Raw genomic sequence first — 24,139 nt, forward strand, 5'->3', positions numbered from 1 at the left:
TCAGTCGCGGGCGGGCGGGCGTGCGGAGGGGCGGCCCGCATAGGGCCGCCCGGGAGCGGGGGATCAGGAGAAGCGGTAGGGCGGGCCTGCCTTCTTCATCGTCTCATTGTAGTCCTTGATGATCGAGACGACCTTGGCCTTCACCTCGGATTCCTGCGCGATCTCGTCCCAGAACTCGACGGCCGCATCCTCGACCTGCTTCCATTCCGCATCCGGGATCGTGGTCAGCTTGAGCTTGGTCTCGTTCACCCGCAGATAGGCCTCGCCGGCCCAGTACCAGTGCTGCCGGTAGTAGTGCGACTGTTCGAAACAGACGCGCAGCAGCTCCTGCAGATGCGGCGGCACCTCGTTCCAGCGGTCCATGTTGGCGAAGAAATGCCCGATCCAGGCGCCCGAGATGTTGTTGGTCAGGAAATAGTCGGTGACGTTGGCCCAGCCGACCGTATAGACCTCGGTGATGCCCGACCAGGCCAGCCCGTCGAGCTCGCCGGTCTGGAGCGCCACCTCCACATCCTCCCACGGCAGCGTCACCGGCACCACGCCGAAGCGGGTGAGGAAGCGCCCCGCGGTGGGGAAGGTGAAGATGCGCAGGCCCTGAAGGTCGCTCAGGCTGTTGATCGGCTTCTTGGTCGAGAAGTTGCACGGATCCCACGAGCCCGCCGAGATGTGCTTCACGCCCACCTTGGCATATTCCTCAGCCCAGATCGCGCCCAGCCCGTATTTGTTGAAGAGCGCGGGCACATCGAGCGAATAGCGCAGCGCCAGCGGGAAGTAGCCGCCGAACACGGTCACCTCGGTCGGCGAGGCCATCGAGTCATCGTCCGACTGGACGCAGTCGATGGTCCCGCGCTGCATCGCCTGAAAGAGCTCGGCCGTGGGCACGAGCTGGTCGGAGTAATAGAGCTCGATCTCCATCTGACCTTGGGCGATGGTGTTGAAGGCCTCCACCGCGGGCTTCACCACATGCTCGCCCAAGGCCGCGCCCGCATAGGTCTGCATCCGCCACTTGATCGGCGCCTGCGCCCGCGTCACGGCCGGCGCGGCAAGGCCCGCAGCCCCCGCGAGCGCGCCCGTGGTGATGAACTTCCGTCTGGTCGTCATGTCATACCTCCGTTGATGGGTCGGGGCGGTTCGGGCCGCCTCTCGTTGGTGAATCGTTACTTGGCGTAGAGCGTCTCCGGCAGCCAGAGCGCGATCTCGGGGAAGGCCATCACCAGCACCAGCGCCAGCACCATGACCCCCACGAACGGCACGATCGAGCGGTAGATGTCGCCGATGGTGATCTCGGGCGGCGCCATGGCGCGCATCAGGAACAGGTTGTAGCCGAAGGGCGGCGTGAGATAGGCCACCTGACAGGTGATCGTGTAGAGCACGCCGTACCAGATCAGATCGAACCCCAGCGCCCCCACCAGCGGCACATAGAGCGGCGCGACGATGACGAGCATCGCCGTGTCGTCGAGGAACATCCCCATGATGAGGTAGGAGAGCTGCATCATGATGAGGATGGTCCAGGGCGACAGCTCCAGCCGGTCGACGAAGAAGCCCTGGATCGCGCGCACGGCGCCCAGACCGTCGAAGACCGCGCCGAAGGCCAGCGCCGCGAGGATGATCCACATGAACATGCAGGAGATGGCGAGCGTCGCCCGCGTCGAGGTCTCGAACACCTCGCGGGTGAAGCGGCCCTTCACGACCGCGGCCAGCACCGTCACCAGCGCCCCGATCACCGAGCTTTCGACGAGGCTCGTCCAGCCGTTGACGAAGGGCACCATCATCGCGGCGAAGATGCCGAGCGGCAGGAGACCGGCGGCCAGCAGGCGCATCTTTTCCGACCGCGGCACCGCGGCCAGTTCCTCGGGCGGCAGCACCGGGCCGAGCGCGGGGTTCAGCCGGCAGCGGAGCCAGATGTAGGCCACGAACATGCCCGCCATCATCAGCCCCGGCACCACGCCGGCCAGCCAGAGCTGCCCCACCGGCTGGCGCGCGATCATCGCATAGAGCACGAGGACCACCGAGGGCGGGATCAGGATGCCGAGGCTCGACCCCGCCTGAATCACGCCCGTCACCATCAGCTTGTCGTAGCGCCGCCGCAGAAGCTCGGGCAGCGCGATGGTCGAGCCGATGGCCATGCCCGCGACCGAAAGGCCGTTCATGGCCGAGATCAGCACCATGAGGAGGATCGTCCCGATGGCAAGGCCGCCGGGCACGGGGCCGAACCAGACATGGAACATGCGGTAAAGATCGTCGGCGAGGCGGCTCTCGCTCATGACATAGCCCATGAAGATGAACATGGGCAGCGTCAGCAGCGGATACCATTTCATGAGCTTCATCGCGGCCGAGAAGCCCATGCTCTGCCCGCCCGTGCCCCAGAGCGCGAGCGAGGCCACCACGGCCACGAAGCCGATCACGCCGAAGACGCGCTGCCCGGTCAGCATCATGAGCAGCATGGCCGAGAACATCAGGATGGCGATCATCTCGTAGGACATCAGATCGTCTTCCCGCGCAGCGTGGCGATGTCACGGACGAGGATCGCGAGACATTGCAGGATCATCAGGACGAAGCCCACGCACATCACAATCTTGATGGGCCAGAGATAGGGGCGCCAGGCGGTCGGGCTGCGCTCGTTGTACTGCAGCGAATAGAGGGTGCTGTCGACCGCGCCCCAGAGCATGACGCCGAGATAGAGGATCACGGCGAAGATCGTGATCGCGTCCCACCAGCTCTTCTTGCGCAGAGGCCAGTCGGCATAGAGCAGGTCCATCCGCACATGGCTGCCCATCTGCAGCGAATAGGGCCCGCCGAGGATGAAATAGGCCACCATCACGAACTGGGCCATCTCGAGCGTCCAGAGCGACGGGTTGAAGAAGACCTTCGAGACCGAGGACCAGAGCAGCACGCCCATCAGCACGAACAGCAGATACATGGCGAAGCGGCCGATCCCGTAGTTCAGCCGGTCGACCAGCCGGACGAAGGCGACAAGGGCCCGCGGCATCGGCTCAGCCCGCCATGGCCGGCGCCGCGAGCGATCCGAGCGCGCGGGCGAGGATGGGGGCCAGCCGGTCCGCCATGGCCTCTTCGGCCTCCGGCGTGGCGATCAGATCGTTGCGGATCTCGAGCATCACATTCGCAAGTCCATAGGGCAGGGCCTGAAGGCGCAGCGTGTGGGTCACGTCGTCGGCGGCAGAATAGGGCTCGTTCAGTCCGCAGACGAGTCCACTGTCGCGGCTTTCCTCGAGCACGGCCAGCGCCAAGGCCGGATCGTGGTCGTGGATGATGCCGAACTCGACCGCGCGCGGCTTTCCGTGCCAGACCGGGGTGAAGGAATGGATCGTCACCAGCACCGGGGGCACGCCCTGGGCAAGGCGCCGCACGATCTCGGCCCGCAGGTCGGCGTGGAAGGGCGCGTAGATCGCCGCGGTGCGCGCGGCGCGCTCTTCGGGAGAGAGGCGGCGATTGCCGGGGATCTCGTGCATCTCGGAACGCTCCGCCATCGCGCCCGGCTGATCCGGCGCCCGATTGCAATCGTAGACGAGCCGCGACACCGGTGCGTGAACAAGGCCTGCGTCAAGCCGCCGCGCCAGCCCGCGCGACAGTCCGAGCGCACCCGGATCCCATGCGATATGGGCCTGCCGCAGCTCTTCCGGCAGCCCCAGATCGCCCCAGCGGCCCGGAATCGCATGCGAGGCATGTTCGCAGACCAAGAGGAAGCGGCTGCGCGCGGACGCATTCTCGAGGATGGCCGGATACCGATCCGGCGTCATGTCGGCGAAGGTCATTATTGTCCGATTCATTCCCTGTTGCCACAAAGGCTCCACCGGGGGGCTCCGGTCTGTCAAGAATTTTTCTTCGCGACCGAAGCTGTTAAGATGTTTACTGCGGCGGAGGCGGATTCCGCCGCGCAATGCCCGCGCAAGCGGCGGACGTGAGGAGGCGGAATGGGCCTGTCCAGCATCGAGGAACTCATGCGCTCGGCGCTGCCCGACATGACCCGGGCCGAGCGCCAGCTTGCCACGCATATCCTGCGGCAGTATCCGGTGGCGGCGCTCGGCTCGATCACGGCGCTCGCCAAGGCGGCCGACGTCTCGACGCCGACCGTGGTGCGTCTGGTGCAGAAGCTGGGGTTCAAGGGCTATCCCGACTTCCAGTCGGGCCTGCGCGGCGAGGTCGAGGCGATGCTCCTTTCGCCTCTGGCCAAGCACGACCGCTGGGCCGGCGGGGTGCCCGACACCCACATCCTCAACCGGTTCGCCGATGCGGTGGTGGCCAATCTTCAGGCGACGCTGAGCCAGATCGACCATGCCGAGTTCGATGCGGCGGCGCGCCTCCTTGCGGATCCCGAGCGGCGGATCTTCGTCCTCGGCGGCCGCATCACCCATGCGCTCGCCGATTATTTCGCCACCCTGATGAAGGTGACCCGTCCCGAGGTCACGCTCATGTCCGACATGTCGAGCACCTGGCCGCCGGCGCTCCTCGACATGGGGCGGGGCGACATCCTCCTGCTTTTCGACATCCGCCGCTACGAGAACATGGTGCTGCAGGTGGCCGAGATGGCGGTCGAGCAGGGGGTCGAGGTGGTGCTGATGACCGACCGCTGGATCTCGCCCGCGGCGGTCCATGCGCGCCACACCTTCTCCTGCCAGATCGAGGTGCCGTCAGCCTGGGACTCGACGGTCGCAATGCTGGTGCTGGTCGAGAGCCTGATCTCGGCGGTGCAGAGCCTGACCTGGGAGCAGACGGAAGAGCGGATGAAGCGGCTCGAGGATCTCTACGCCCGCAACCGCGTCTTCCGCCGCCACCGTTAGACGCCCGCCCGGCGAGGTCCCTTCCGCGGCAGGGCTGCCCGAGCCCGCGGCAGGCAAATCGGCGCCTTGGGCTGCCCTTCAAGGCCCTGCCGATGGGCAGGGACAAGTGGCGGACGCGCAGGCACCACCGCCCTGACGGGCAAAGACCTCCGCCCGACCGTCTGCGAGATCACCTCAGCCGGTGGACATGCGCGCTCTGCACGAGGCCGAAGGCCACCATCAGCACCAGCATGGCCGAACCGCCGTAGCTGACCAGCGGCAGCGGCACGCCCACGACGGGGGCCATGCCCATCACCATCGACAGGTTCACCGCGAGATAGAAGAAGAAGTTGGCCGCGATCCCGAGGATCAGCAGCGACGAGAACCGGTCGCGGTTCTGCATCGCCGAGGCCACGCAGAAGGCGATCACCAGCGCATAGAGCACCAGAAGCGAGGCCGCGCCCACGAAGCCGAATTCCTCGGCCAGAGTGTTGAAGATGAAGTCCGTGTGCTTCTCGGGCAGGAAGTTCAGCCGGCTCTGGGTGCCCTGCATGAAGCCCTTGCCCGCCCAGCCGCCCGAGCCGAGCGCGATCTTGGCCTGGATGATGTTGTAGCCCGCCCCGAGCGGGTCGGCCGTGGGGTCGAAGAACGTGTCGATCCGGCGATACTGGTAGTCATGCAGGAACTGCCACGGCGTGCCCCGCAGCGAGAAGACCGAGAAGACGGCGCCCACGCCCATCGCGGCCACCACGCCGAAATACCACAGGCTCACCCCCGCAAGGAACATGACCGCCGCCCCCACCATCAGCAGAAGGAGGGCCGTCCCGAGGTTCGGCTGGATCACGACGAGCGCCGTCGGCACGAGGATGATGAGCACCGGCAGCAGCACCCAGAGCGGGCGCGAGACCTTCTTCGGATCGAGCCAGTCGTAATAGGCCGCAAGCATCATCACCAGCGTGACCTTGGCCATTTCCGAGGGCTGCAGCACCACCGGGCCGAGCGCGATCCAGCGCTGCGCGCCCATCCCCACGGTGCCGAAGAACTCGACGACCACGAGAAGCGCCAGCGACACGATGTAGGCCAGCCCCGCCATGTTGCGCCAGAACCAGATCGGCACGAAGGCCACGCTGAACATCAGCACGAGGCCCACGGCGAAACGCTTCATCTGCGGCCCGGCCCAGGTGTCGATGTCGCCGCCCGCGACCGAGGTCAGCATGAGCCAGCCGACCGAGGCCGTGGCCGTGACCAGCAGCACCAGCGCCCAGTTGATGTGGAGCACCTTGGCAAGGCCCGTGGGGGCGGTCTTCACGCGATATTCGAGAAAGCTCATGGCAGCCTCAGGCCCGCGAGCGGGTGGTGACTTCGGGTTCGATCTTGCGCAGTGGCAGGCTGGTGAGCAGCGTCTCGATCCGGGCGCGCTGGCTCTGGGGATAGGCCGAGAGCGGGGGCAGCGGCCCGGGCGTCAGGCAGCGCAGGATCACGTCGCGCACGATCGGGCCCGCGACCGACGAGCCGCCGCCGCCATGTTCCACCACGACAGCCACCGCCACGCGCGGCGCATCGAAGGGCGCAAAGCCCACGAAGAGCGCATGGTCGCGCCGGTTCCACGGCAGCTGGTCGTTCGAGATGACCCCGCGCGCCCGTTCGGCGGCCGAGATGTTGCGCACCTGGCTCGTGCCGGACTTGCCCGCCATCACCAGCGCCGGATCGACGATCCGGTTCGTGTGGCCGGTGCCGCGCCGCTCGTTGATGACGGCATACATGCCCTGACGGACGGAGCGCAGCAGCGAGCCGTCGACGCCGAGCGGCGGCGCCTCGGGCACCGGCAGCTCGCTGTCGCCCACCGACCGCACGAGGCGCGGCTGCACCGCCCGCCCGCTCGCCACCCGTGCCGTCATCACCGCGAGCTGCAGGGGCGAGGCCAGCACATAACCCTGCCCGATCGAGGCGTTGATCGTGTCGCCGATCCGCCAGTCCTGCTCGTAGCGCTGCCGCTTCCAGGCCTTGTCCGGCATGATGCCTTCGGTGATGGCCGACATGGGCAGGTCGTGGCGCATCCCGAGCCCGAGCCTGCGGCCCATCTCGGCGATCTTGTCGATGCCGACCCGCTGGGCGATGTCGTAGTAATAGACGTCGCAGCTTTCCGACAGCGAGCGCGAGAGCGACACCATGCCGTGCCCGCCGCGCTTCCAGCAGTGGAAGCGCCGCCCGCCGGTCTCGTAGTGGCCGGGGCAATAGACCGAGGTCTCCGGCGTGATCACGCCCGCCTCGAGGGCAGCAAGCGCCGTGACCATCTTGAAGGTCGATCCCGGCGGATAGGCGCCCTGCACCGCCTTGTTGGCGAGCGGCCGGTGGTCGTTCTCGGTCAGCGCCGCGTAATCCTTGAACGAGATGCCGCGCACGAAGAGGTTCGGATCGAACGAGGGCGACGAGCAGATCGCGAGGATGTCGCCCGTGATCACGTCGATGGCCACCGCCGCCGCGCTCTCGGCGCCGAGGCGGGCCTGCACGAAATCCTGGATCTCGGCGTCGATGGTCAGCCGGATGTCGTCGCCCGCATCGCCCTCGACCCGGTCGATCTCGCGCATCATGCGGCCGTAGGCGTTCACCTCGATCCGCTTGGTGCCGGCCTTGCCGCGCAGCGTGCCCTCCATCCAGGTCTCGACACCGATCTTGCCGATCTGGAACTCGGGGATCTTCAGCAGCGGATCCGGATCCTCGATCTTGGCGAGGTCGTTCTCGCTCACCGGGCCCACATAGCCCACCACATGGGCGAAGTCGGTGTCGAGCGGATAGGCGCGGCTCAGGCCCACCTCGGGCGTGACACCGGGCAGGGACGGCGCGTTGATCGCCACCTTCGACAGATCGTCCCACGCCATCCGGTCGGCCACGATGATCGGCACGAAGGGGCTGTGACGCTTGGCCTCGGTCATGACGCGCTCGATGTCGGGCTCGGTCAGCGGGATCACGTCGGCCAGCCGGCGCAGCACGGCCTCGACGTCGCCCGCATCCTCGCGCGTGATGACGACGCGGTAATTCTGCTCGTTGCCCGCGATCAGGCGGCCGTTGCGGTCGAAGATCTGGCCGCGTGTGGGCGGGATCAGCCGGATGTTGATCCGGTTCTCCTCGGCCAGGAGCTTGAACTCGTCGGCCTGATCCACCTGAAGATAGCGCATCCGCGCGCCGAGCACGGCGAACATGGCCGTCATGGCGCCGCCCAGAAAGAGGGCGCGGCGGTTCACCTTGCGGGCGCTGTCCTCGGAATCGCGGGCGGATCGTCTCACATGCGTCTCCCGAAGGCGTCGAGTTCTCCCGTCGCGGGCTTGCGCAGGTCCAGAAGCAGCCAGCAGCAGCCGACGATCAGAGGATAGCAGAGGATGGTCATCGCGGTCTGCAACAGATGCTCGCCGAGCGCGGGCTGCGGCAGGAGCGCCAGCGCGGCGATGGTCCGCTCGGCGAAGCGCAGGGCGAGCATGACGCCCGAGACGAGCAGCCACTCGACCGGAAAGCTCAGCTCGCGCGTGAGGGCCGCGCGCGAGCGCAGGAACTCGGTGGCCACCAGCACCAGCGCGGCCCAGAGCCCCGGCGGGCGCATGAGGAGCAGATCCTCGAGCAGGAGCACCACCGCCAGAAGCGGCGCGGGCAGGTAGTCGGGCCGCCGGATCACCCAGGCGAGGATCAGGCAGAGCAGGAGGTCCGGGCCCGGCCAGGCTCCGGCGCGCAGGCCGAGCGGCAGCAGGCGCAGCACCACCAGGAAGGCCGCGATGGCCACGAAGGCCGTGGGATAAAGCCAGACGCGGCGGCGCACACCCTCAGCCATCGGCACCCTCCACCGCAGCGGGGGCGGGCGGGGCGGGGGGCTCGGCCACCAGCTTGCCCGGATCGCTGATCGGTTCGAGCTCGTGGCTGCGCAGCACGCGCAGGAACTCGAGCCGCCCGTAATCGGCCGCAAGCCGCACCCGGAGCCGGCGATCCGGCCCCTGCGCCACCTGTCCCACGAGAAGATCGGCCGGGAAGACCCCGCCGTCGCCCGAGGTCACCACCCGGTCGCCCGGCCGTACGAGGTCGGGCTTGTCGAGGAATTCGAGCGGCGGGGAGGGCGAGTTGTCACCTGTCAACAGGGCGCGCTGGCCCGAGGGCTGCACCGTCACGGGGATGCGGCTGCTCGTGTCGGTGAGCAGGATCACCCGGCTCGTGGTGCGGCCGACGCCCGAGATCCGGCCGACGAGGCCGATCCCGTCCATCGTGGCCCAACCGTCGCGGATGCCGTCGCGTGCGCCCACATTCAACAGGACCGACTGGCGGAAGGGCGAGCCCGAGTCGGCCAGCACGACGCCCGTGACATGGGTGAGCTTCGGATCGAGCCGCACCTGATTGAGGTCCAGAAGCCGCGCGTTCTTCTGCTCGAGCTGAAGCGCCGCTTCCTTCCAGGCCTTCATCTGCTGAAGCTCGCGCCGCAGCTCCTGATTCTGCTCGTAGATCCGCGTGTAGGACTGGAAGTTCTCGACCATGCCCGCGACCTTGGTCATGGGCGTCATCAGCCATTCGAACGAGGGCACCACGCGGTCGATCAGCGCCGCGCGGAACTGCTCGACGCGCGGGCTGTCGATCCGCCAGATCAGGAAGATCCCGAGCAGCAGCAGGACCAGCCCGCCGACGAGGATGCGGCGCAGCGGACGGGTGAAATCCTCCGGTCTGGTCCGGTCTCGGGCCAAGGGCGCTCCCTCTCAGAGCCGGCGGCGGGGCCGTCAGCTTTCGTAGTCGATCACATGCCGGAGCTGTTTCTCGTATTCCAGCGCCTTGCCGGTGCCGAGGGCCACACAATTCAGTGACTCGTTGGCCACCGAGATCGAGAGGCCGGTCTGCTCGCGGAGCGCAAGGTCGAGATCGCCGAGCAGCGCGCCGCCGCCCGTCAGCATCACGCCGCGGTCGACGATGTCGGCGGCGAGATCCGGGGGCGTGGCCTCCAGCGCCTGCATCACCGCGTCGCAGATCTGCTGCACGGGCTCTGCCAGCGCCTCGGCGACCTGCGCCTGATTGATCTCGGTCTCCTTCGGCACGCCGTTCAACAGGTCGCGGCCGCGGATCGTCATGGACTGGCCGCGTCCGTCGTCGGGCATTCGCGCGGTGCCGATCGAGGTCTTGATCCGCTCGGCGGTGGAGTCGCCGATCAGCAGGTTCTGGTGGCGGCGGAGATAGGCCACGATCGCCTCGTCCATCCGGTCGCCACCGACCCGCACCGAGCGGGCATAGACGATGTCGCCGAGCGAGAGCACCGCCACTTCGGTCGTGCCGCCGCCCACATCCACCACCATGTTGCCGGTGGGGTCGGTGATGGGCATGCCCGCGCCGATGGCCGCGGCGATCGGCTCGGCGATCAGGCCCGCGCGGCGGGCGCCGGCCGACAGGACCGACTGGCGGATCGCCCGTTTCTCGACCGGAGTCGCGCCGTGCGGCACGCAGACGATGATCTTCGGCTTCGAGAAGGTCGTGCGCTTGTGCACCTTGCGGATGAAGTGCTTGATCATCTCCTCGGCGGTGTCGAAGTCGGCGATCACGCCCTCGCGCATCGGGCGGATGGCCTCGATGGAGCCCGGCGTGCGGCCCAGCATCAGCTTGGCGTCCTCGCCCACGGCCAGAACCTGCTTCTTGCCGTCCTTCACATGGTAGGCCACCACCGAAGGTTCGCTGAGCACGATGCCCTTGCCGCGAACGTAGATCAGCGTGTTCGCGGTGCCGAGGTCGATGGCCATGTCCGACGAGAAGAGGCCGGTGAGAAACGACATGCTCTGCTGATCCTGTCCTGCGAAGAAGGAAATACCCGCGACTCTCGGCGAGGCAGGCGCCCTGCTTATAGGAAGGGTGCGCCGAGAGGGAAAGGCCCCTGACAGGAGGGGACGGCGTCAATCCGCGCGCCCGGCGGAATGGAGGGCTCCTCCGGGCTGCCGGTGCCGGTCGAGATGGGGGAGGGGAGGCGGGCAGGACGGGGCCTGTCCTGCGGCCGGAAGCCCGGCGGTTTCGGTCGAGACGAGCGCAGAAAAGTGAGGCGCTGCCTCGCCTGCCCGCTTTCGCCGCCTTTGCCGTGGCCGCGCGCCGCGCTAGCTTCCGCCCGTCCGACAAGATGAGGAAGCAGATTGTCCCCCTCCGCCGCTCCAAGCCCGCCGCTGCGGAACCTGTCGCTCGACGCTCTCAAGATCGTGATGGCCGTGATGGTCGTGGGGCTTCATGCGGGCTTCCTGCGCGACCTGCATCCGATGGCCTCCGACTTCTTCACCAACTGCCTGTTCCGGATCGCCGTGCCGACCTTTCTCGTCATCAACGGTTATTATCTCGAGAGGCAGCTCGACCGCGGGCTCTGGCTCTGGGCGCGGCGGGTGGCGCTGCTCTATGGGATCTGGATGGCGCTCTATGCGCCGCTCTGGCTGCCGGGGGCGCTGAAGGTGCCGGCCTTCGGGCGCGAGGTGCTGTTCTTCGGCTATTATCACCTCTGGTATCTGCTGGCGCTGCTGCTCGCGGGGCTTCTCGTGGCGGCGCTGAGGCCGTTGGGCGAGCGGGTGCTGGCGGGAACCGCGCTTCTGGCCTTCGCCTGTGGCGTGGGCATCCAGTATGCGGGCAATTTCCACCTCTTCGAGCCGCCGGTCGACGATCTGCTGAACCGGGTGCAGACCTATCGCAACTTCCTCTTCATGGGCTTTCCGTTCCTCGTGGCGGGCGTGCTCATCGCGCGGCACGAGGAGAGGCTCGCGCGCTTCGGCACCCCGGCGGTGCTGGCTGCGGCCTCGGCGCTCCTGCTGGCCGAATGGGGGGCGAACATGGTCTGGAACCGCGAGGATCCGGTGTTCGAGATCTTCGCCTCTCTGGCGCTGGTCTGCCCGGCCCTGTTCCTGACCGTGAAGGGCCGGAGGCTGATGGGCCGGAGCCGCGACTTCGGCCAGTTCGCGACGGCGCTCTATCTCGTCCATATCGCGGTGCTGCATTTCACCTACGACGTCGAGATGGGGGATACGCTGCGCACGCTGATCGGGCTCTGCCTCGCGTCGCTTCTCGCGGTGCCGGTGGTGCTTGCCGCGCGGCGGCTGCCGATCCTCTGACCCTCTCCCTATCATCGCGGGGCCTGTCGCAGAGCCTGACCGGGCAGGGTCTGTGCCGAGTCCGGGGCAGGGGGCCGATCCTGCGCAGGGCGGCAGGCCCGAACGAGACGGGCCGCCCGTGAGGCGGCCCGATCCGATGGAGCCATGGTCCAATAAGGGGGCCGCCCGTCGGGCGGCCGGCCCCGCTCAGGCGTGCGAGCTGTAATGCACGTCCTTCATGTCCGCGCCCGGCGCCGACTTCTGGCGACGGTGGATCAGGCGGTTCAGCGCGTTCACATAGGCCTTCACGCTCGCCACCACCGTGTCGGTGTCGGCGGCCTGACCCGTGGCGATCTTGCCGTCCTCCTCGAGCCGGACCGAGACCGTCGCCTGCGCGTCGGTGCCCTCGGTCACCGCATGGACCTGATAGAGATGCAGCTTGGCATGGTGCGGATAGATCATCTTCACCGCGTTGAAGGCCGCATCCACCGGCCCGTCGCCGGTCGCGTCGATGGCATGGTCCACCCCCTCGACCGAGAGCGTCATCTCGGCCTCCTGCGGGCCGTCGGTGCCGCAGACCACGCGCAGCCGCTTGAGCTGCAGCGTGTCATGTTCGGCCGAGGTCACCTGATCCTGGATCAGGGCGACGATGTCGTCGTCATAGACCTCCTTCTTGCGGTCGGCGAGCGCCTTGAACCGCACGAAGACGTCGTTCAGCTGGTTGTCGGCCAGATCGTAGCCCAGATCCTTGAGCTTGGCGCGCAGCGCCGCCCGGCCCGAATGCTTGCCCATCACCAGCGACGTGTCGGCGAGGCCCACGTCCGCGGGTCGCATGATCTCGAAGGTCTGGGCGTTCTTCAGCATCCCGTCCTGATGGATGCCGGACTCGTGGGCGAAGGCGTTCTTGCCGACGACGGCCTTGTTGAACTGCACCGGGAAGCCCGAGACGGTGGCGACCTTGCGGCTGATGTTCATGATCTTGGTCGTATCGATGCCGGTGCGGAACGGCATGATGTCGTTGCGCACCTTCAGCGCCATCACCACCTCTTCGAGGGCGGTGTTGCCCGCGCGCTCGCCGAGGCCGTTGATCGTGCATTCGATCTGCCGCGCGCCCGCCTCGACGGCCGCCAGCGCGTTCGCCGTCGCCATGCCCAGATCGTTGTGGCAGTGGGTGGCGAAGACGATCGTGTCCGCACCCGGCACGCGCTCGACGAGCATCCGGATCAGGTCGGCGCTTTCGCGCGGGGCGGTGTAGCCCACCGTGTCGGGGATGTTGATCGTGGTGGCGCCCGCCTTGATCGCGATCTCGACCACGCGGCAGAGATAATCGTGCTCGGTCCGCGTCGCATCCATCGGCGACCATTGCACATTGTCGCAGAGGTTGCGGGCGTGGCTCACCGTGTCGTGGATCCGCTCGGCCATCTGGTCCATGTCGAGGTTCGGGATCGCCCGGTGCAGCGGCGAGGTGCCGATGAAGGTGTGGATGCGGGGGGATTTCGCGTGGCGCACCGCCTCCCAGCAGCGGTCGATGTCCTTGTAGTTGGCCCGCGCGAGGCCGCAGATCGTGGCGTTCTTCGACTGCCGCGCGATGGCCGAGACGGCCTCGAAATCGCCCTCGGAGGCGATGGGGAAGCCCGCCTCTATGATGTCCACGCCCATCTCGTCGAGCAGCGCCGCGATCTCGAGCTTCTCGTCATGCGTCATGGTCGCGCCGGGCGACTGTTCGCCATCCCTGAGCGTGGTGTCGAAAATCAGGACGCGGTCCTGCTCGGAGGCGGTCTTGGTCGTGTCGGTCATGTGAATTCTCTCGTTGTGCTCAGCTTCGGTCCCGGGCGCTGGTCACCTCCGAGCGGTCGCGCCCAAGGGCACGCTCAGAGGCAGCTAAGGAGAAGAAGCGCACGGGCAGCCACAGCCCGGAGGGGCGTGGCGGAGCTGATCGCGATGGTGCGGTCCCGTGTCATGGCGCGGATATTACGGAGCAGGGCGCAAAAGGAAAGTGCGAAAGTGACGGGGCATGGCGCTTTTTCCTCCGGGCAGGGCCTCCGCTTCTGCGGGAGACCCGAGGTCCGACGGGGCGCCGAGGGCCGCACGGGGTCCCGGGGCCCGCTCGTGTCAGGGCTGCATCCGACGCAGGGATGCCACGGCGTTTCTGCCTGCGCGGGCAGGTCGCGGCTGCGGTTGACTCACCGCAACACGGCGCGGGGCGGTCGGGCGTAGACAGGTTCTGTCAGCGGAACCTCTTGCCAGAAAGGACGATGGAGATGCTTGCGAACCTTCCGATGATCGGCCTTGCCGCGGGGTTGGCCGCGGCCCTCGCGCTACCCGCCGGCGCCGCGAACTACGAGATCGCCATGGTCCATAACGGCTCGACCGGCGCCAAGGCCTTCGAGCCCGCCTTCATCCAGGCGAAGGTCGGCGATACCGTGACCTTCCTGCCCGTCGAGAAGGGCTTCAATGCGGAGATCATCCCGGGGATGCTGCCGCTCGGCGCGCGCGGCTTCCGCGGCGAGATGAACCGCCCCGTGACCATCACCCTCACGCAGGAGGGAGTCTGGGGCGTGAAGAGCATGCCCTATTACGGCATGGGCATGGTGGCGCTGATTCAGGTGGGCGCGCCCCTCAATCTCGAGGAGGCGATGTCCGTGCCGCAGCCGGCGCGGGCCGAAGCGCGGCTCGAGCCGCTCTTCGCGCAGGTGCTGCAGAATTACGAGGCGAACTGACGCCTCGGACGCCGCGGCGCTCCCTCGTCCGCGGCCGGAAGTCCCGGCCCTCCCTCGGCCGGGACTTCTACCTGCGGGTCGCGATGCGTTCGGCACCCCGCCGTGTCCCGGGATGGAGGTGGCGGCCGGGGCCCCGGCCGCCGATCCCCGGCGGCTCCTTCCTGGGGGCCGGGACGCGCTCGGCGCCCCGCCATGTCCCGGAGCCGGGGCTGTTCTGCCCGAAAGGACCTAGCGGATGGCCGGCCGTTTCTCCCTTGAGAAGCGGCAGGGGCGCGATGCGGCGCCCCGTCCGGGCCCGCGGTTCGCGGCGGTGAGGCCGTGATGCAGTCTTCTGTCCGGCCGTTGCCGGAGAGGCGGCGAAGACCGAACGCGGTCCCGCGCCCGGACCTGCCGGGCCGCGAGGGTGCGATCCCCGCGTTCGACGGCGGTTGTCGGGATCCGAGCCGTGAGGGCGCGACGGACGGGCTGTCCCGGCGGGCTTTCCGCCGGGGGCCGGTTCAGTCGGCGGTGGAGGCCTCGGCGGGGGGCGTGGCATCCTCGGCCGGGGCGGGAGCCTCCCCGGCGGGGGCCTCGGCGGCAGGCTCGGCGAGGATCCCGTCCTTCCATTCGCCCGCGCTCTCCTGACCCGTGGCATAGCGCATCACGCCCTGGCCCTGCCGCTTGCCGGCCTTGAAGGTGCCTTCGTAGACGTCGCCGTTGGCGTAGGTGGCGATGCCCTCGCCGTCGATCTCGCCCGCCTTCCAGCCGCCCTTGTAGCGGAAGCCGTCGGCCATCACGATCTCGCCCTCTCCCTCGCGCTGGCCGCGCACGAACTGGCCGGTATAGACCGTGCCGTCGGCATAGGTGGCCGTGCCCCGGCCGTGGCGCTGGCCCTCGACCCAGTCGCCCTCGTAGCGGTAGCCGTCGGGATAGGTCATGACGCCCTGCCCATGGTTCTTGGCGGCATGGAACTGGCCTTCGTAGACGAGGCCGTTGGCATAGGTGGCGGTGCCGCGCCCCTCGATCACGCCGTCCTTCCAGTCACCCTCGTAGGTCGAGCCGTCGGGATAGGTGATCTTGCCGCGCCCCTCGGGCTGGTCCTCGTGGAACCGGCCCACATAGACCGAGCCGTCGGGATAGGTGACGCGGCCCTGACCCTCGATCCGGCCCTCGACCCAGGCGCCTTCGTAGACATAGCCGTCGGTGCCGCGGAAGGTGCCCTGCCCGTGGCGCCGGTCGGCATGGAACTCGCCTTCGTAGACATCGCCGTTCTTGTGGGTGACCTTGCCGCGGCCCTCGCGCTGGCCGTCCTTGAGCGGGCCCTCGTAGATGTCGCCATTGGGCTGGGTGAGCCTGCCCGTGCCGTTGATCTGACCATTGTCCCAGGCGCCCACATAGACGAGCCCGTCGGGCATGGTGAGCGTGCCCTGGCCCTGACGCTGGCCCTTGACCAGATCGCCCTCGTAGATCGCGCCGTCGGGATAGGTGATCTTGCCCCGGCCCTCCTTGACGCCCTCGACCCAGTCGCCCTCGTAGCGGTAGCCGCCGGGGTTCTCGAGTACGCCCCTGCCGTGGTGGACGGCATTGCGGAACTGGCCGGTATAGACCGAGCCGTTGGCATAGCGCGCCACGCCCTCGCCGGTCATCTGCCCGCCGGCCCAGTCGCCCTCGTAGGTGCCGCCGTCCGAGAAGGTGATCTTGCCCCGCCCCTCGGGCTTGCCCGCGACGAAGGCGCCCTCGTAGACCGAGCCGTTGGGAAACCGGGCGCGGCCCTCTCCGCGGATCTCGCCATCGGTCCAGTCGCCGGAATATTCGTAGCCGTTGGGCAGCCGGTAGGTGCCCGTCCCGTGCTGGAGGCCGTTGCGGAACGTGCCCTCGTAGACCGAGCCGTCGTCATACTGCTTGGTCGTCACCGCGCCCGGATCCTGCGCGAGGACCGCCGGGGCCCCCAGTGCCGCTCCAAGTGCCACGGCGGCCAGACCGTGTCTTCTGGCCCGTCCGATCCGTTCCTTCGTCTTCCGCATCCGTTCCTGCCCCGTTCGCCGACTGCTCCGCCCTGCTGGCATGATGCTGGCCGGGCGGGAGCCTAGAGGCTGGCCCTCCGGCTGACAAGCGCATCGGCCGCTATCGCCTTTCCCTTGCCCGGCAGTCTGGTAGAAGACAAGCCAAACCCGCGTGAGCCGGGACCCCGACGGATCGGAGACCATGACAGAACGCTTCCGCCTGACCCTCGCGCAGCTCAATCCGACGGTGGGCGATCTTGCCGGAAATGCGGCGCTGGCCCGCCGGGCGTGGGACGAGGCGCGCGCCGCCGGGTCGGACATGCTGGCCCTGACCGAGATGTTCGTGACGGGCTATCAGACGCAGGATCTGGTGCTGCGGCGGGCCTTCGTCGAGGAGGCGATGGCCACGATCGAGCGGCTGGCCGCCGACTGCGCCGAGGGGCCGGCCATCGGCATCGGCGGGCCCTGCCTCGAGGACGGGCGGCTGATGAATGCCTACTGGGTGCTGGAGGGCGGCCGGGTCAGCGCCCGCGTGTTCAAGCACCATCTGCCCAATGCCGAAGTGTTCGACGAGAAGCGGGTCTTCTCGTCCGGCGAGGTGCACGGGCCCTGCCGGGTGGGGCCCTTGCGCATCGGCATTCCGATCTGCGAGGACAGCTGGCACCCGGATGTCTGCGAGACGCTGGCCGAGACCGGGGCCGAGATCCTTCTGGTGCCGAACGGCTCGCCCTATCACCGCGAGAAGCTGGATGTGCGGGTGAACCTGATGGTCACGCGGGTGGTCGAGACCGGGCTGCCGCTCGTCTATCTCAACATGGTGGGCGGGCAGGACGATCAGGTGTTCGACGGCGCCTCCTTCGTGCTCAATCCGCACGGGCGGCTGATGGCCCAGCTTCCGGCCTTCGAGGAGGCGCTCGTCCATGTCGATTTCGAGGCGGCGGACGAGGGCTGGCGGGCGCTGCCCGCGCCCATCGTGGCCCAGCCCGACCTCTGGGAGGCCGACTATCACGCGATGGTGCTGTCGCTGCGCGATTATCTGGGCAAGAGCGGCTTTTCGCGCGTGCTTCTGGGGCTGTCGGGCGGGATCGATTCCGCTCTGGTTGCAGCCATCGCCGCCGATGCGCTGGGCCCCGAGGCCGTGCGCTGCGTGATGCTGCCCTCGCGCTTCACCTCGCAGGCCTCGCTCGAGGATGCCGCGGCGGTGGCCCGCGCCCTCGGCTGCCGTCTGGACGAGGTGGGGATCGGGGGGCCGCAGGAGGCGGTGGGGGCGGCGCTCGGGCCGCTCTTCGAAGGCACCGAGCCCGGCATCACCGAGGAGAACATCCAGAGCCGCCTGCGGGGCCTTCTGCTCATGGCGCTGTCGAACAAGTTCGGCGAGATGCTCCTGACCACCGGCAACAAGTCCGAGGTGGCGGTGGGCTACTGCACGATCTACGGCGACATGAACGGGGGCTACAATCCGATCAAGGATCTCTACAAGACCCGGGTGTTCCAGATGTGCCGCTGGCGCAACGGCCACCACCGCCCCTGGATGAAGGGGCCCGAGGGCGAGGTGATCCCGCCGCGGGTGATCGACAAGCCGCCCTCGGCCGAGCTGCGCGAGGACCAGAAGGATGAGGACAGCCTGCCGCCCTATGCCACGCTCGACGCGATCCTCGAAGGGCTCGTGGACCGCGAGGAGGGTGTGGCCGAGCTGGTGGCGCGGGGCTTCGAGCGCGAGACGGTGGCGCGGATCGAGCGGCTGATCCTCGGCAGCGAATGGAAGCGCTTCCAGTCGGCGCCGGGGACGCGGCTCACGCGGCGGGCCTTCTGGCTCGACCGGCGCTATCCGATGGTGAACCGCTGGCGGGATGCGGGCGGCGCCTGAGACCCGCGTCGTGCGGGGGCTGCGCGCCCCCGCCGCCCGGCCGGGGGCCGGGCTCCCCCGCGGGATATTTGGACCAGACTGAAAGGGAGAGGGCGCCGCGCGGGCTCAGAGGGCCGTCGCGGCGGCGGAGGGCAGGAGGCGCGCCACATCCTCGGGATGGCAGAGTTCGGTCGCCTCGGTGAGGACGGCCGCCGCGGCGCCGGCCACGCCATGGGCCAGCGCCTCCTCCGGCGGGGCGCCCCGCGAGAGGGCGAGGACGAAGGCGCCGACGAACGTGTCGCCCGCACCCACCGCGCTCACCACCTCGACCGGTTCGGAGCGGGCGTGCCAGCGGCCGCGGGCATCGGCGAGGACCGATCCGTCGGCGCCGCGGGCGACGATCACGCACTCGGCCACGCCGCGGGCCACGAGGCTTGAGGCGAAATCGGCCGTTTCGGAGGCGCAGGCGAGGGGGCGGCCGGCAAGGCTCGCGGCCTCGCCATCGTCCATCCGCAGGATGTCGAGGTCGGGCACCCCGCCCGCCGCCAGATGGGCGAGCGGCGCGCCGGACGTGTCGACCAGAAGCCGGGCGCGCTTGCCCAGCACCCGGGAGACCATGGCCGGGAAGTCGGCCGGCACGCCGGGCGGCAGCGAGCCCGAGAGCACCACCATGCCGCCTTCGGGCACGGCGCGGTCGATCCGGGCCAGAGCGGCCTCGACGCGCTCTGCGTCCCAGGCGGCGCCCGGCAGCATGAAGCGGAACTGCCGGCCCGTGGCCGTTTCGGTGACGGTGAGGCTTTCGCGCGTCTCGCCGGGGCCCGAGAAGGCCACGATCTCGATGCCGGCCGCCGCGACCAGGGCGGCCAGCCGCCCGCCGATGTTGCCGCCGAGGGCCACGAAGGCGGTGCTCCGGCCGCCGAGGATGCGGATGGCGCGGCTGACGTTCAGCCCGCCGCCGCCCGGATCGACCCGGGGCTCGGTGCAGCGCAGCTTGATGCCCGGCAGGACCTGCGGCACGTCGGCAGCGAGGTCGATCGCCGGGTTCAGCGTCAACGTGAGAATGGGGATCATGGCTCGGTTCCCGTTTTGGGGCAGAGTGCCAGACCCGTCCGCCGGGCACAATGCCGCGATGCAGCGGCGGAAGAAGCTGCCGGGCGCCCCGAATGGGAACCGAAGGCCGCCCGCCTCCGTTCGGCCGGGGCTGCAAGGAGGATCCCATGCCCGTGAAACTCGCCATCCTGTTCTACACGACCTACGGCACCAACCACCGCATGGCCGAGATCGCCGACGAGGCCGCCCGCGCGACCGGCGCCGAGGTGCGGCTGCGCAAGATCGCCGAGACGGCGCCCGCCTCGGTCGTCAACGGGCAGGAGGCCTGGAAGGCGCAGGTGGAGCGGATGGCCGATATTGCCGAGGCCCGTCCCGAGGATCTCGACTGGGCCGATGCCTATCTCTTCTCCGCCCCCACCCGCTTCGGCGCGGGCCCGAGCCAGCTGCGCGCCTTCATCGACACGCTGGGCCCGCTCTGGTCGCAGGGCAAGCTCGCCGACAAGGCCGTGAGCGCGATGAGCTCGGCGCAGAACGTGCACGGCGGGCAGGAGGCCACGATCCTCGGCCTCTACACCACCTTCCTCCACTGGGGATCGATCATCGTGGCGCCGGGCTATACCGACCCCGTGCTCTTCAAGGCGGGCGGCAACCCCTATGGCTACAGCCACACGCAGGGCGCCGAGTTCGACGAGGCGGCCAGAGGGGCCATCGCCCATCAGGTGCGCCGGCTGGTGAAGATGGCGGAGAAGCTCACGGCTTGAGCCGCGGCGCGCGCGCCCTGCGGCTCACTCCCCGGGGCGGGCGAGGCGATAGCTGCCCTCGGGCAGGTTCAGCGCGGCGGCGAGATCACGGATCTGCGCCATGGAGAGGGTGATGCGGATCACCTCGTCCCGGCGCGGATCCACCTGCTCCAGCGTGACCACATCCTCGAAGGCCGAGATCGTGACATCCTCCTGCAGATGGGGGCCGCCCTCATCGATGAGGGTGATGACGGTCGCGTCGAAATCGTGCTCGATGGTGAACATGGGCCGATGGTAGGGCAGGGGACGGGGAAGCTCAACCCGCGCGACGGCGGGTGCCCGCACCTTCGCGTGACGGGCCCTTTCGCCCGCCTCGCGTTCTGTTAAGGTTCGCCGAAAACGAGATGGGGTGACGGATGCTGCGGTTCGGGTTTGCCGCCGTTCTACTGGTGCTGGCGGGCTGTTCCGCACCGATGGGGCCTGAGGCTCTGGGGCCGGGAAGCTATCAGGCCGCGCCCGATCCGGGGCCGTTCCTGACGCCCGCCGATGCGCAGCGGGCCTTTCCGGCCGTGGTCGCACGCGTCGAGCCGGTGGCCGAGGCCATCTGCCGCGAACGCACCCGCGGCGTGCCCTGCGATTTCCAGATCGCCGTCGATGCCCGTCCCGGGCTCGACCCGAACGCCTTCCAGACGCTCGACGATTACGGACGGCCGGTGATCGGCCTCACCCTCTCGCTCATCAGCGACGCGCGCAACGTGGACGAGCTGGCCTTCGTCGTGGGCCACGAGACGGCGCACCATATCCTCGGCCATATCCCCCGCCAGCGCGAGACGGCGCTGACCGGCGCGGTGCTGGCGGGCGTGCTGGCGCAGATGGGCGGGGCCGATGCCCAGACCATCCGCTCGGTGCAGGAGTTCGGCGCCAATGTGGGCGCGCGGAGCTATTCGAAGAATTTCGAGCTCGAGGCCGACGGGCTCGGGACCGAGATCGCGATCCGGGCCGGTTACGATCCGGTGCATGGCGCGCAGTTCTTCACCCGCCTGCCCGATCCGGGCGACACGTTCCTCGGCAGCCACCCGCCCAATGCGCAGCGCATCGCCGCGGTGCGCCGCGCGGCCGAGAGCATCGGATATGTCAGCGCCTGGTAAGGCTTGATCTGCGTCATGGAAGCGCGCGCGGCGACCGGCGAAGGTCGGCGCGCAACCGTCCTGAGGAGGATCGCATGATCGGTTATGTCGAGGCCCCGCGCGCCTGGTCGCTCACCCGGGGCATGGCGCGCGTCGCGGGCGTGAACCTCCCCGACGCCGTGCTCGAGGGCTGGCTCACCCGGGCCGAACTGGCCGAGATGGTGGATCGCTGCCAGACCTGCACCGCCTCGGACGCCTGCACGGGCTGGCTGTCGCATTCCGGCCGCTCCACCGTCCTGCCGGCCTTCTGCCGCAACAAGACCGAGATCGAGGCGCTGGCCTCCTGAGCCCCGGGGCTCGGAACATCCTCCCGTTCCGGGCCGTTTCTCCTCCGATGCCGCGCCTTCGCGCGGCTTGGAAGGAGGAGCGTCCATGACCCCGCATACCGCCACCAGCACGAGCCACATGGTCTCGAGCGCCGATGTGAACGGCACGGCCGTCTACAGCCCCAAGGGCGAGCATCTGGGCCATATCGACCATCTGATGATCGACAAGGAGTCCGGCGTGATCGCCTATGCGGTCATGGCCTTCGGCGGCTTTCTGGGCCTCGCCGAGGACCATCACCCGATCCCGTGGAAGAAGCTGAGCTACGACCAGACGCTCGGCGGCTTCGTCACCGACATCACGCGCGCGCAGCTGGAAGGCGCGCCCCCGCGCGGCGAGAACTGGCGCGAAGACCGCACCTGGGGCGCGGCCACCTACAACTACTACGGCGTCCCGCCCTACTGGATCTGATCCGGGCAAAACGGAGGGGCCTGCCACTTGACGACTGCGAGCCCCTCCGCAGCCAGAACGCCCATGACGCCCGCGATAAGCTCATCCTCGAGGGGCGAGAGGAAACTTGTTGGAGAGAAGGGGCGGAGATGCGACACGTCGAGGGAGATGCCTGCAAGGGCAAAGATGTGAAGCCCGAGCAGGTGGCGCGCCATCGCTTTGTGTCTGCGGAAGTGGACCATTCCATCCTCCTGCAGCGCGAGGTGCCGGAGCAGATCGAAGCCCGTGACATGAGCCAGGTCGGTCAGCATCTTGTAATCCCGTCCGAGATGCCGCAGGGCCTTGAGCCTCGGTGTCCTGTTCTTCTCCTGCCGCTTTTGCCGAAGCCCGCGAACGACTTCGACCGCCTCGATCTCCTGCCGGATGAGGCTGGCAGCTTGGGGATAGAGGTTTCCATTCAACGCGGCCTCGACCAAATCCAGCCCCGCGATGACCACCTCATGAACTGCGGCGCGCGTGGACATCTCGACGGCGTCTTCCGCGGCGCAGGGCGGCACCGGCCGGCTGGCCACTGACAGAAGGGCCATCTTTACACCTGCCAGAGCCGAGATGAGAGGCCGGGGAAGATCCTCATCGTCCCCCGTCATGGCTCAGACCGGACGGCCCCAGATATCGTACTCGCCGGCTTCCTCGACCTCGACCGTGAGGATATCGCCGGGAGCGAGGCCCCTGAACCCCTCATCGATGAAGAGGTTGCCGTCGATCTCCGGCGCGTCCGCCTTGGTGCGGCAGGTGGCGCCGTCTTCGTCCACCTCGTCCACGATCACCTCGATCCGCCGGCCCACCTTCGCCGCGAGCTTCACCTCGGAGATGGCCTGTGCCTTCTCCATGAACCGGTCCCAGCGCTCCTGCTTCACCTCGGGGGCCACATGGTCGGGCAGGGCGTTCGAGCGCGCGCCGGCCACATTCTCATACTGGAAACATCCCACCCGATCGAGCTGCGCCTCGTCGAGCCAGTCGAGCAGGGTCTGGAACTCCGCCTCGGTCTCGCCGGGATAGCCCACGATGAAGGTCGAGCGCAGCGCGATCTCGGGACAGTCGCGCCGCCAGGCCGCGATCTCGTCGAGCGTGCGGGCCGCCGCCGCCGGCCGCGCCATCCGCTTCAGCACCTCGGGATGGGCATGCTGGAACGGAATGTCGAGATAGGGCAGCACCAGCCCCTCGGCCATCAGCGGGATCAGCTCGCGCACATGGGGGTAGGGATAGACATAATGGAGGCGCACCCAGGCCCCGAGCCGGCCCAGCTCCCGCGCGAGCGGCAGAATCGGAAACTTCTCCGGCCCCTTCCAGTCGGTGCCATAGGCGCTGGTATCCTGGCTGATGACCAGCAGTTCGCGCACCCCGGCCTCGACCAGCTTCTCCGCCTCGCGCAGCACCGCCCGCTCGGGACGGCTCGCGAGCCTGCCGCGCATGTCGGGGATGATGCAGAAGCGGCAGGTGTGGTTGCAGCCTTCCGAGATCTTCAGATAGCTGAAATGGCGCGGCGTGAGCCGCACGCCCGTCGCGGGCAGAAGGTCCACGAACGGATCGGGCGCAGGCGGCACCGCGCCATGCACCGCATCGAGCACCTGCTCATACTGATGCGGACCGGTCACGGCCAGCACCTTCGGATGCGCCCCCGTGATATAGTCGGGCTCGGCGCCGAGACAGCCGGTGACGATCACCCGCCCGTTCTCGCGCAACGCCTCGCCGATCGCCTCGAGGCTCTCGACCTTGGCGCTGTCGAGAAAGCCGCAGGTGTTCACGATCACCGCATCCGCCCCCGCATAATCGGGCGAGATCGCATAGCCCTCGGCGCGCAGCCGCGTCAGGATCCGCTCGCTGTCCACGAGCGCCTTCGGGCAGCCGAGCGAGACCATGCCGATGGTCGGCTGCCCCTCGCGGCGGGGGCTGTCGATCACCAGGCGCGGCGCGAGGTCGGGGCGGAGGTTGGGCGGGTTCTGGGCCATCGCGCCCATATAGCGTGGGCCCTGCGCGCGCGGAAGGCCCCGC

General features: G+C 68.7%; 23 protein-coding genes. 8 read left to right on the plus strand and 15 right to left on the minus strand.

Annotated elements, in window-relative coordinates:
• Positions 1-63 precede the first annotated feature (63 nt).
• From RSP_RS04645 to RSP_RS04660, 4 genes are read right to left on the minus strand one after another with little or no spacing between them, the layout of a single operon-like run.
• A complete protein-coding gene (locus RSP_RS04645) occupies positions 64-1,101 on the minus strand; it encodes a TRAP transporter substrate-binding protein (RefSeq protein WP_002719483.1) in 1,038 nt (345 codons plus the stop codon).
• 56 nt (positions 1,102-1,157) lie between these two features.
• Positions 1,158-2,483, minus strand: a complete 1,326-nt coding sequence (locus RSP_RS04650) for a TRAP transporter large permease (protein ID WP_002719484.1) — start codon at positions 2,481-2,483, stop codon at positions 1,158-1,160.
• A complete protein-coding gene (locus tag RSP_RS04655) occupies positions 2,483-2,989 on the minus strand; it encodes a TRAP transporter small permease subunit (protein WP_002719485.1) in 507 nt (168 codons plus the stop codon). Before RSP_RS04655 ends, RSP_RS04650 begins: the two co-directional genes overlap by 1 nt.
• 4 nt (positions 2,990-2,993) lie before the next feature.
• Complete coding sequence (locus tag RSP_RS04660; RefSeq protein ID WP_002719486.1) at positions 2,994-3,773, minus strand: N-formylglutamate amidohydrolase; 780 nt, start codon at positions 3,771-3,773, stop codon at positions 2,994-2,996.
• Positions 3,774-3,932: 159 nt separating this feature from the next.
• Between RSP_RS04660 and RSP_RS04665 the strand changes: the two genes are divergently transcribed.
• Complete coding sequence (locus RSP_RS04665) at positions 3,933-4,799, plus strand: MurR/RpiR family transcriptional regulator (protein ID WP_002719487.1); 867 nt, start codon at positions 3,933-3,935, stop codon at positions 4,797-4,799.
• 169 nt (positions 4,800-4,968) lie between these two features.
• On the opposite strand, the gene rodA is transcribed toward RSP_RS04665, so the two are convergent.
• The 5 genes from rodA to RSP_RS04690 are packed head-to-tail and all read right to left on the minus strand — an operon-like array spanning position 4,969 to position 10,564.
• Complete coding sequence (rodA, locus tag RSP_RS04670; protein ID WP_002719488.1) at positions 4,969-6,108, minus strand: rod shape-determining protein RodA; 1,140 nt, start codon at positions 6,106-6,108, stop codon at positions 4,969-4,971.
• A gap of 7 nt (positions 6,109-6,115) precedes the next feature.
• Entirely contained in the window at positions 6,116-8,062 is a 1,947-nt protein-coding gene (gene mrdA / locus RSP_RS04675) for a penicillin-binding protein 2 (protein ID WP_011337401.1), read from the minus strand.
• A complete protein-coding gene (locus RSP_RS04680) occupies positions 8,059-8,598 on the minus strand; it encodes a hypothetical protein (protein ID WP_002719490.1) in 540 nt (179 codons plus the stop codon). Before RSP_RS04680 ends, mrdA begins: the two co-directional genes overlap by 4 nt.
• Positions 8,591-9,493, minus strand: coding sequence for a rod shape-determining protein MreC (gene mreC / locus RSP_RS04685; RefSeq protein ID WP_002719491.1), 903 nt, complete (start codon positions 9,491-9,493; stop codon positions 8,591-8,593). The genes RSP_RS04680 and mreC overlap by 8 nt, the downstream gene beginning before the upstream one ends.
• 33 nt (positions 9,494-9,526) lie before the next feature.
• A complete protein-coding gene (locus RSP_RS04690; protein WP_002719492.1) occupies positions 9,527-10,564 on the minus strand; it encodes a rod shape-determining protein in 1,038 nt (345 codons plus the stop codon).
• Positions 10,565-10,912: 348 nt separating this feature from the next.
• Between RSP_RS04690 and RSP_RS04695 the strand changes: the two genes are divergently transcribed.
• Entirely contained in the window at positions 10,913-11,869 is a 957-nt protein-coding gene (locus tag RSP_RS04695; RefSeq protein ID WP_011337402.1) for an acyltransferase family protein, read from the plus strand.
• Between the two features lie 186 nt (positions 11,870-12,055).
• Here RSP_RS04695 and RSP_RS04700 read toward each other — a convergent pair whose 3' ends face one another.
• Positions 12,056-13,645: a 2-isopropylmalate synthase gene (locus RSP_RS04700; protein ID WP_011337403.1), complete on the minus strand. Its 1,590-nt coding sequence runs from the start codon at positions 13,643-13,645 to the stop codon at positions 12,056-12,058.
• Between the two features lie 464 nt (positions 13,646-14,109).
• Here RSP_RS04700 and RSP_RS04705 point away from each other — a divergent pair, with 464 nt between their 5' ends.
• Entirely contained in the window at positions 14,110-14,568 is a 459-nt protein-coding gene (locus RSP_RS04705; protein ID WP_011337404.1) for a pseudoazurin, read from the plus strand.
• 497 nt (positions 14,569-15,065) lie between these two features.
• On the opposite strand, the gene RSP_RS04710 is transcribed toward RSP_RS04705, so the two are convergent.
• Positions 15,066-16,571 carry an MORN repeat-containing protein gene (locus RSP_RS04710; protein ID WP_002719496.1) on the minus strand — a complete coding sequence of 502 codons (1,506 nt, stop codon included), beginning with the start codon at positions 16,569-16,571 and terminating at the stop codon, positions 15,066-15,068.
• A gap of 181 nt (positions 16,572-16,752) precedes the next feature.
• On the opposite strand from RSP_RS04710, the gene RSP_RS04715 reads away from it, so the two are divergent.
• A complete protein-coding gene (locus tag RSP_RS04715; RefSeq protein WP_011337405.1) occupies positions 16,753-18,417 on the plus strand; it encodes an NAD+ synthase in 1,665 nt (554 codons plus the stop codon).
• Between the two features lie 105 nt (positions 18,418-18,522).
• On the opposite strand, the gene RSP_RS04720 is transcribed toward RSP_RS04715, so the two are convergent.
• Positions 18,523-19,467 (minus strand): 1-phosphofructokinase family hexose kinase, encoded by a 945-nt coding sequence (locus RSP_RS04720; RefSeq protein WP_011337406.1) that lies wholly within the window; start codon positions 19,465-19,467, stop codon positions 18,523-18,525.
• A 146-nt stretch (positions 19,468-19,613) separates the two neighbouring features.
• Between RSP_RS04720 and RSP_RS04725 the strand changes: the two genes are divergently transcribed.
• Complete coding sequence (locus RSP_RS04725) at positions 19,614-20,207, plus strand: NAD(P)H-dependent oxidoreductase (protein ID WP_011337407.1); 594 nt, start codon at positions 19,614-19,616, stop codon at positions 20,205-20,207.
• 24 nt (positions 20,208-20,231) lie between these two features.
• Here the strand turns inward: RSP_RS04725 and RSP_RS04730 are convergent, their stop codons facing one another.
• Positions 20,232-20,471 (minus strand): hypothetical protein, encoded by a 240-nt coding sequence (locus RSP_RS04730; RefSeq protein WP_011337408.1) that lies wholly within the window; start codon positions 20,469-20,471, stop codon positions 20,232-20,234.
• A gap of 131 nt (positions 20,472-20,602) precedes the next feature.
• Here RSP_RS04730 and RSP_RS04735 point away from each other — a divergent pair, with 131 nt between their 5' ends.
• The 3 genes from RSP_RS04735 (at position 20,603) to RSP_RS04745 (ending at position 22,108) form a co-directional block, all read left to right on the plus strand.
• Entirely contained in the window at positions 20,603-21,334 is a 732-nt protein-coding gene (locus RSP_RS04735) for a M48 family metallopeptidase (RefSeq protein ID WP_002719501.1), read from the plus strand.
• Between the two features lie 74 nt (positions 21,335-21,408).
• Positions 21,409-21,660 (plus strand): DUF6455 family protein, encoded by a 252-nt coding sequence (locus RSP_RS04740; protein ID WP_002719502.1) that lies wholly within the window; start codon positions 21,409-21,411, stop codon positions 21,658-21,660.
• Between the two features lie 85 nt (positions 21,661-21,745).
• Positions 21,746-22,108: a PRC-barrel domain-containing protein gene (locus RSP_RS04745; protein WP_002719503.1), complete on the plus strand. Its 363-nt coding sequence runs from the start codon at positions 21,746-21,748 to the stop codon at positions 22,106-22,108.
• Here RSP_RS04745 and RSP_RS04750 read toward each other — a convergent pair.
• On the minus strand, positions 22,096-22,611 hold the full coding sequence (locus RSP_RS04750) for a hypothetical protein (RefSeq protein WP_227590632.1): 516 nt from the start codon (positions 22,609-22,611) through the stop codon (positions 22,096-22,098). The two genes, RSP_RS04745 and RSP_RS04750, sit on opposite strands and share 13 nt — an antisense overlap.
• Positions 22,612-22,737: 126 nt before the next feature.
• Positions 22,738-24,105 (minus strand): 30S ribosomal protein S12 methylthiotransferase RimO, encoded by a 1,368-nt coding sequence (gene rimO / locus RSP_RS04755; protein ID WP_017140143.1) that lies wholly within the window; start codon positions 24,103-24,105, stop codon positions 22,738-22,740.
• Positions 24,106-24,139: the final 34 nt, after the last annotated feature.

This window comes from Cereibacter sphaeroides 2.4.1, from assembly GCF_000012905.2.
GTDB lineage: Bacteria > Pseudomonadota > Alphaproteobacteria > Rhodobacterales > Rhodobacteraceae > Cereibacter_A > Cereibacter_A sphaeroides.

What these genes read in the sequence shown, in the direction of transcription:
- RSP_RS04645 (WP_002719483.1), bottom strand. Translation starts at nt 1,101, where the DNA reads ATGACGACCAGACGGAAGTTCATCACCACGGGCGCGCTCGCGGGGGCT.
- RSP_RS04650 (WP_002719484.1), bottom strand. Translation starts at nt 2,483, where the DNA reads ATGTCCTACGAGATGATCGCCATCCTGATGTTCTCGGCCATGCTGCTC.
- RSP_RS04655 (WP_002719485.1), bottom strand. Translation starts at nt 2,989, where the DNA reads ATGCCGCGGGCCCTTGTCGCCTTCGTCCGGCTGGTCGACCGGCTGAAC.
- RSP_RS04660 (WP_002719486.1), bottom strand. Translation starts at nt 3,773, where the DNA reads ATGACCTTCGCCGACATGACGCCGGATCGGTATCCGGCCATCCTCGAG.
- RSP_RS04665 (WP_002719487.1), top strand. Translation starts at nt 3,933, where the DNA reads ATGGGCCTGTCCAGCATCGAGGAACTCATGCGCTCGGCGCTGCCCGAC.
- rodA (WP_002719488.1), bottom strand. Translation starts at nt 6,108, where the DNA reads ATGAGCTTTCTCGAATATCGCGTGAAGACCGCCCCCACGGGCCTTGCC.
- RSP_RS04680 (WP_002719490.1), bottom strand. Translation starts at nt 8,598, where the DNA reads ATGGCTGAGGGTGTGCGCCGCCGCGTCTGGCTTTATCCCACGGCCTTC.
- RSP_RS04690 (WP_002719492.1), bottom strand. Translation starts at nt 10,564, where the DNA reads ATGTCGTTTCTCACCGGCCTCTTCTCGTCGGACATGGCCATCGACCTC.
- RSP_RS04700 (WP_011337403.1), bottom strand. Translation starts at nt 13,645, where the DNA reads ATGACCGACACGACCAAGACCGCCTCCGAGCAGGACCGCGTCCTGATT.
- RSP_RS04705 (WP_011337404.1), top strand. Translation starts at nt 14,110, where the DNA reads ATGCTTGCGAACCTTCCGATGATCGGCCTTGCCGCGGGGTTGGCCGCG.
- RSP_RS04710 (WP_002719496.1), bottom strand. Translation starts at nt 16,571, where the DNA reads ATGCGGAAGACGAAGGAACGGATCGGACGGGCCAGAAGACACGGTCTG.
- RSP_RS04715 (WP_011337405.1), top strand. Translation starts at nt 16,753, where the DNA reads ATGACAGAACGCTTCCGCCTGACCCTCGCGCAGCTCAATCCGACGGTG.
- RSP_RS04720 (WP_011337406.1), bottom strand. Translation starts at nt 19,467, where the DNA reads ATGATCCCCATTCTCACGTTGACGCTGAACCCGGCGATCGACCTCGCT.
- RSP_RS04725 (WP_011337407.1), top strand. Translation starts at nt 19,614, where the DNA reads ATGCCCGTGAAACTCGCCATCCTGTTCTACACGACCTACGGCACCAAC.
- RSP_RS04730 (WP_011337408.1), bottom strand. Translation starts at nt 20,471, where the DNA reads ATGTTCACCATCGAGCACGATTTCGACGCGACCGTCATCACCCTCATC.
- RSP_RS04735 (WP_002719501.1), top strand. Translation starts at nt 20,603, where the DNA reads ATGCTGCGGTTCGGGTTTGCCGCCGTTCTACTGGTGCTGGCGGGCTGT.
- RSP_RS04740 (WP_002719502.1), top strand. Translation starts at nt 21,409, where the DNA reads ATGATCGGTTATGTCGAGGCCCCGCGCGCCTGGTCGCTCACCCGGGGC.
- RSP_RS04745 (WP_002719503.1), top strand. Translation starts at nt 21,746, where the DNA reads ATGACCCCGCATACCGCCACCAGCACGAGCCACATGGTCTCGAGCGCC.
- RSP_RS04750 (WP_227590632.1), bottom strand. Translation starts at nt 22,611, where the DNA reads ATGTCCACGCGCGCCGCAGTTCATGAGGTGGTCATCGCGGGGCTGGAT.
- rimO (WP_017140143.1), bottom strand. Translation starts at nt 24,105, where the DNA reads ATGGGCGCGATGGCCCAGAACCCGCCCAACCTCCGCCCCGACCTCGCG.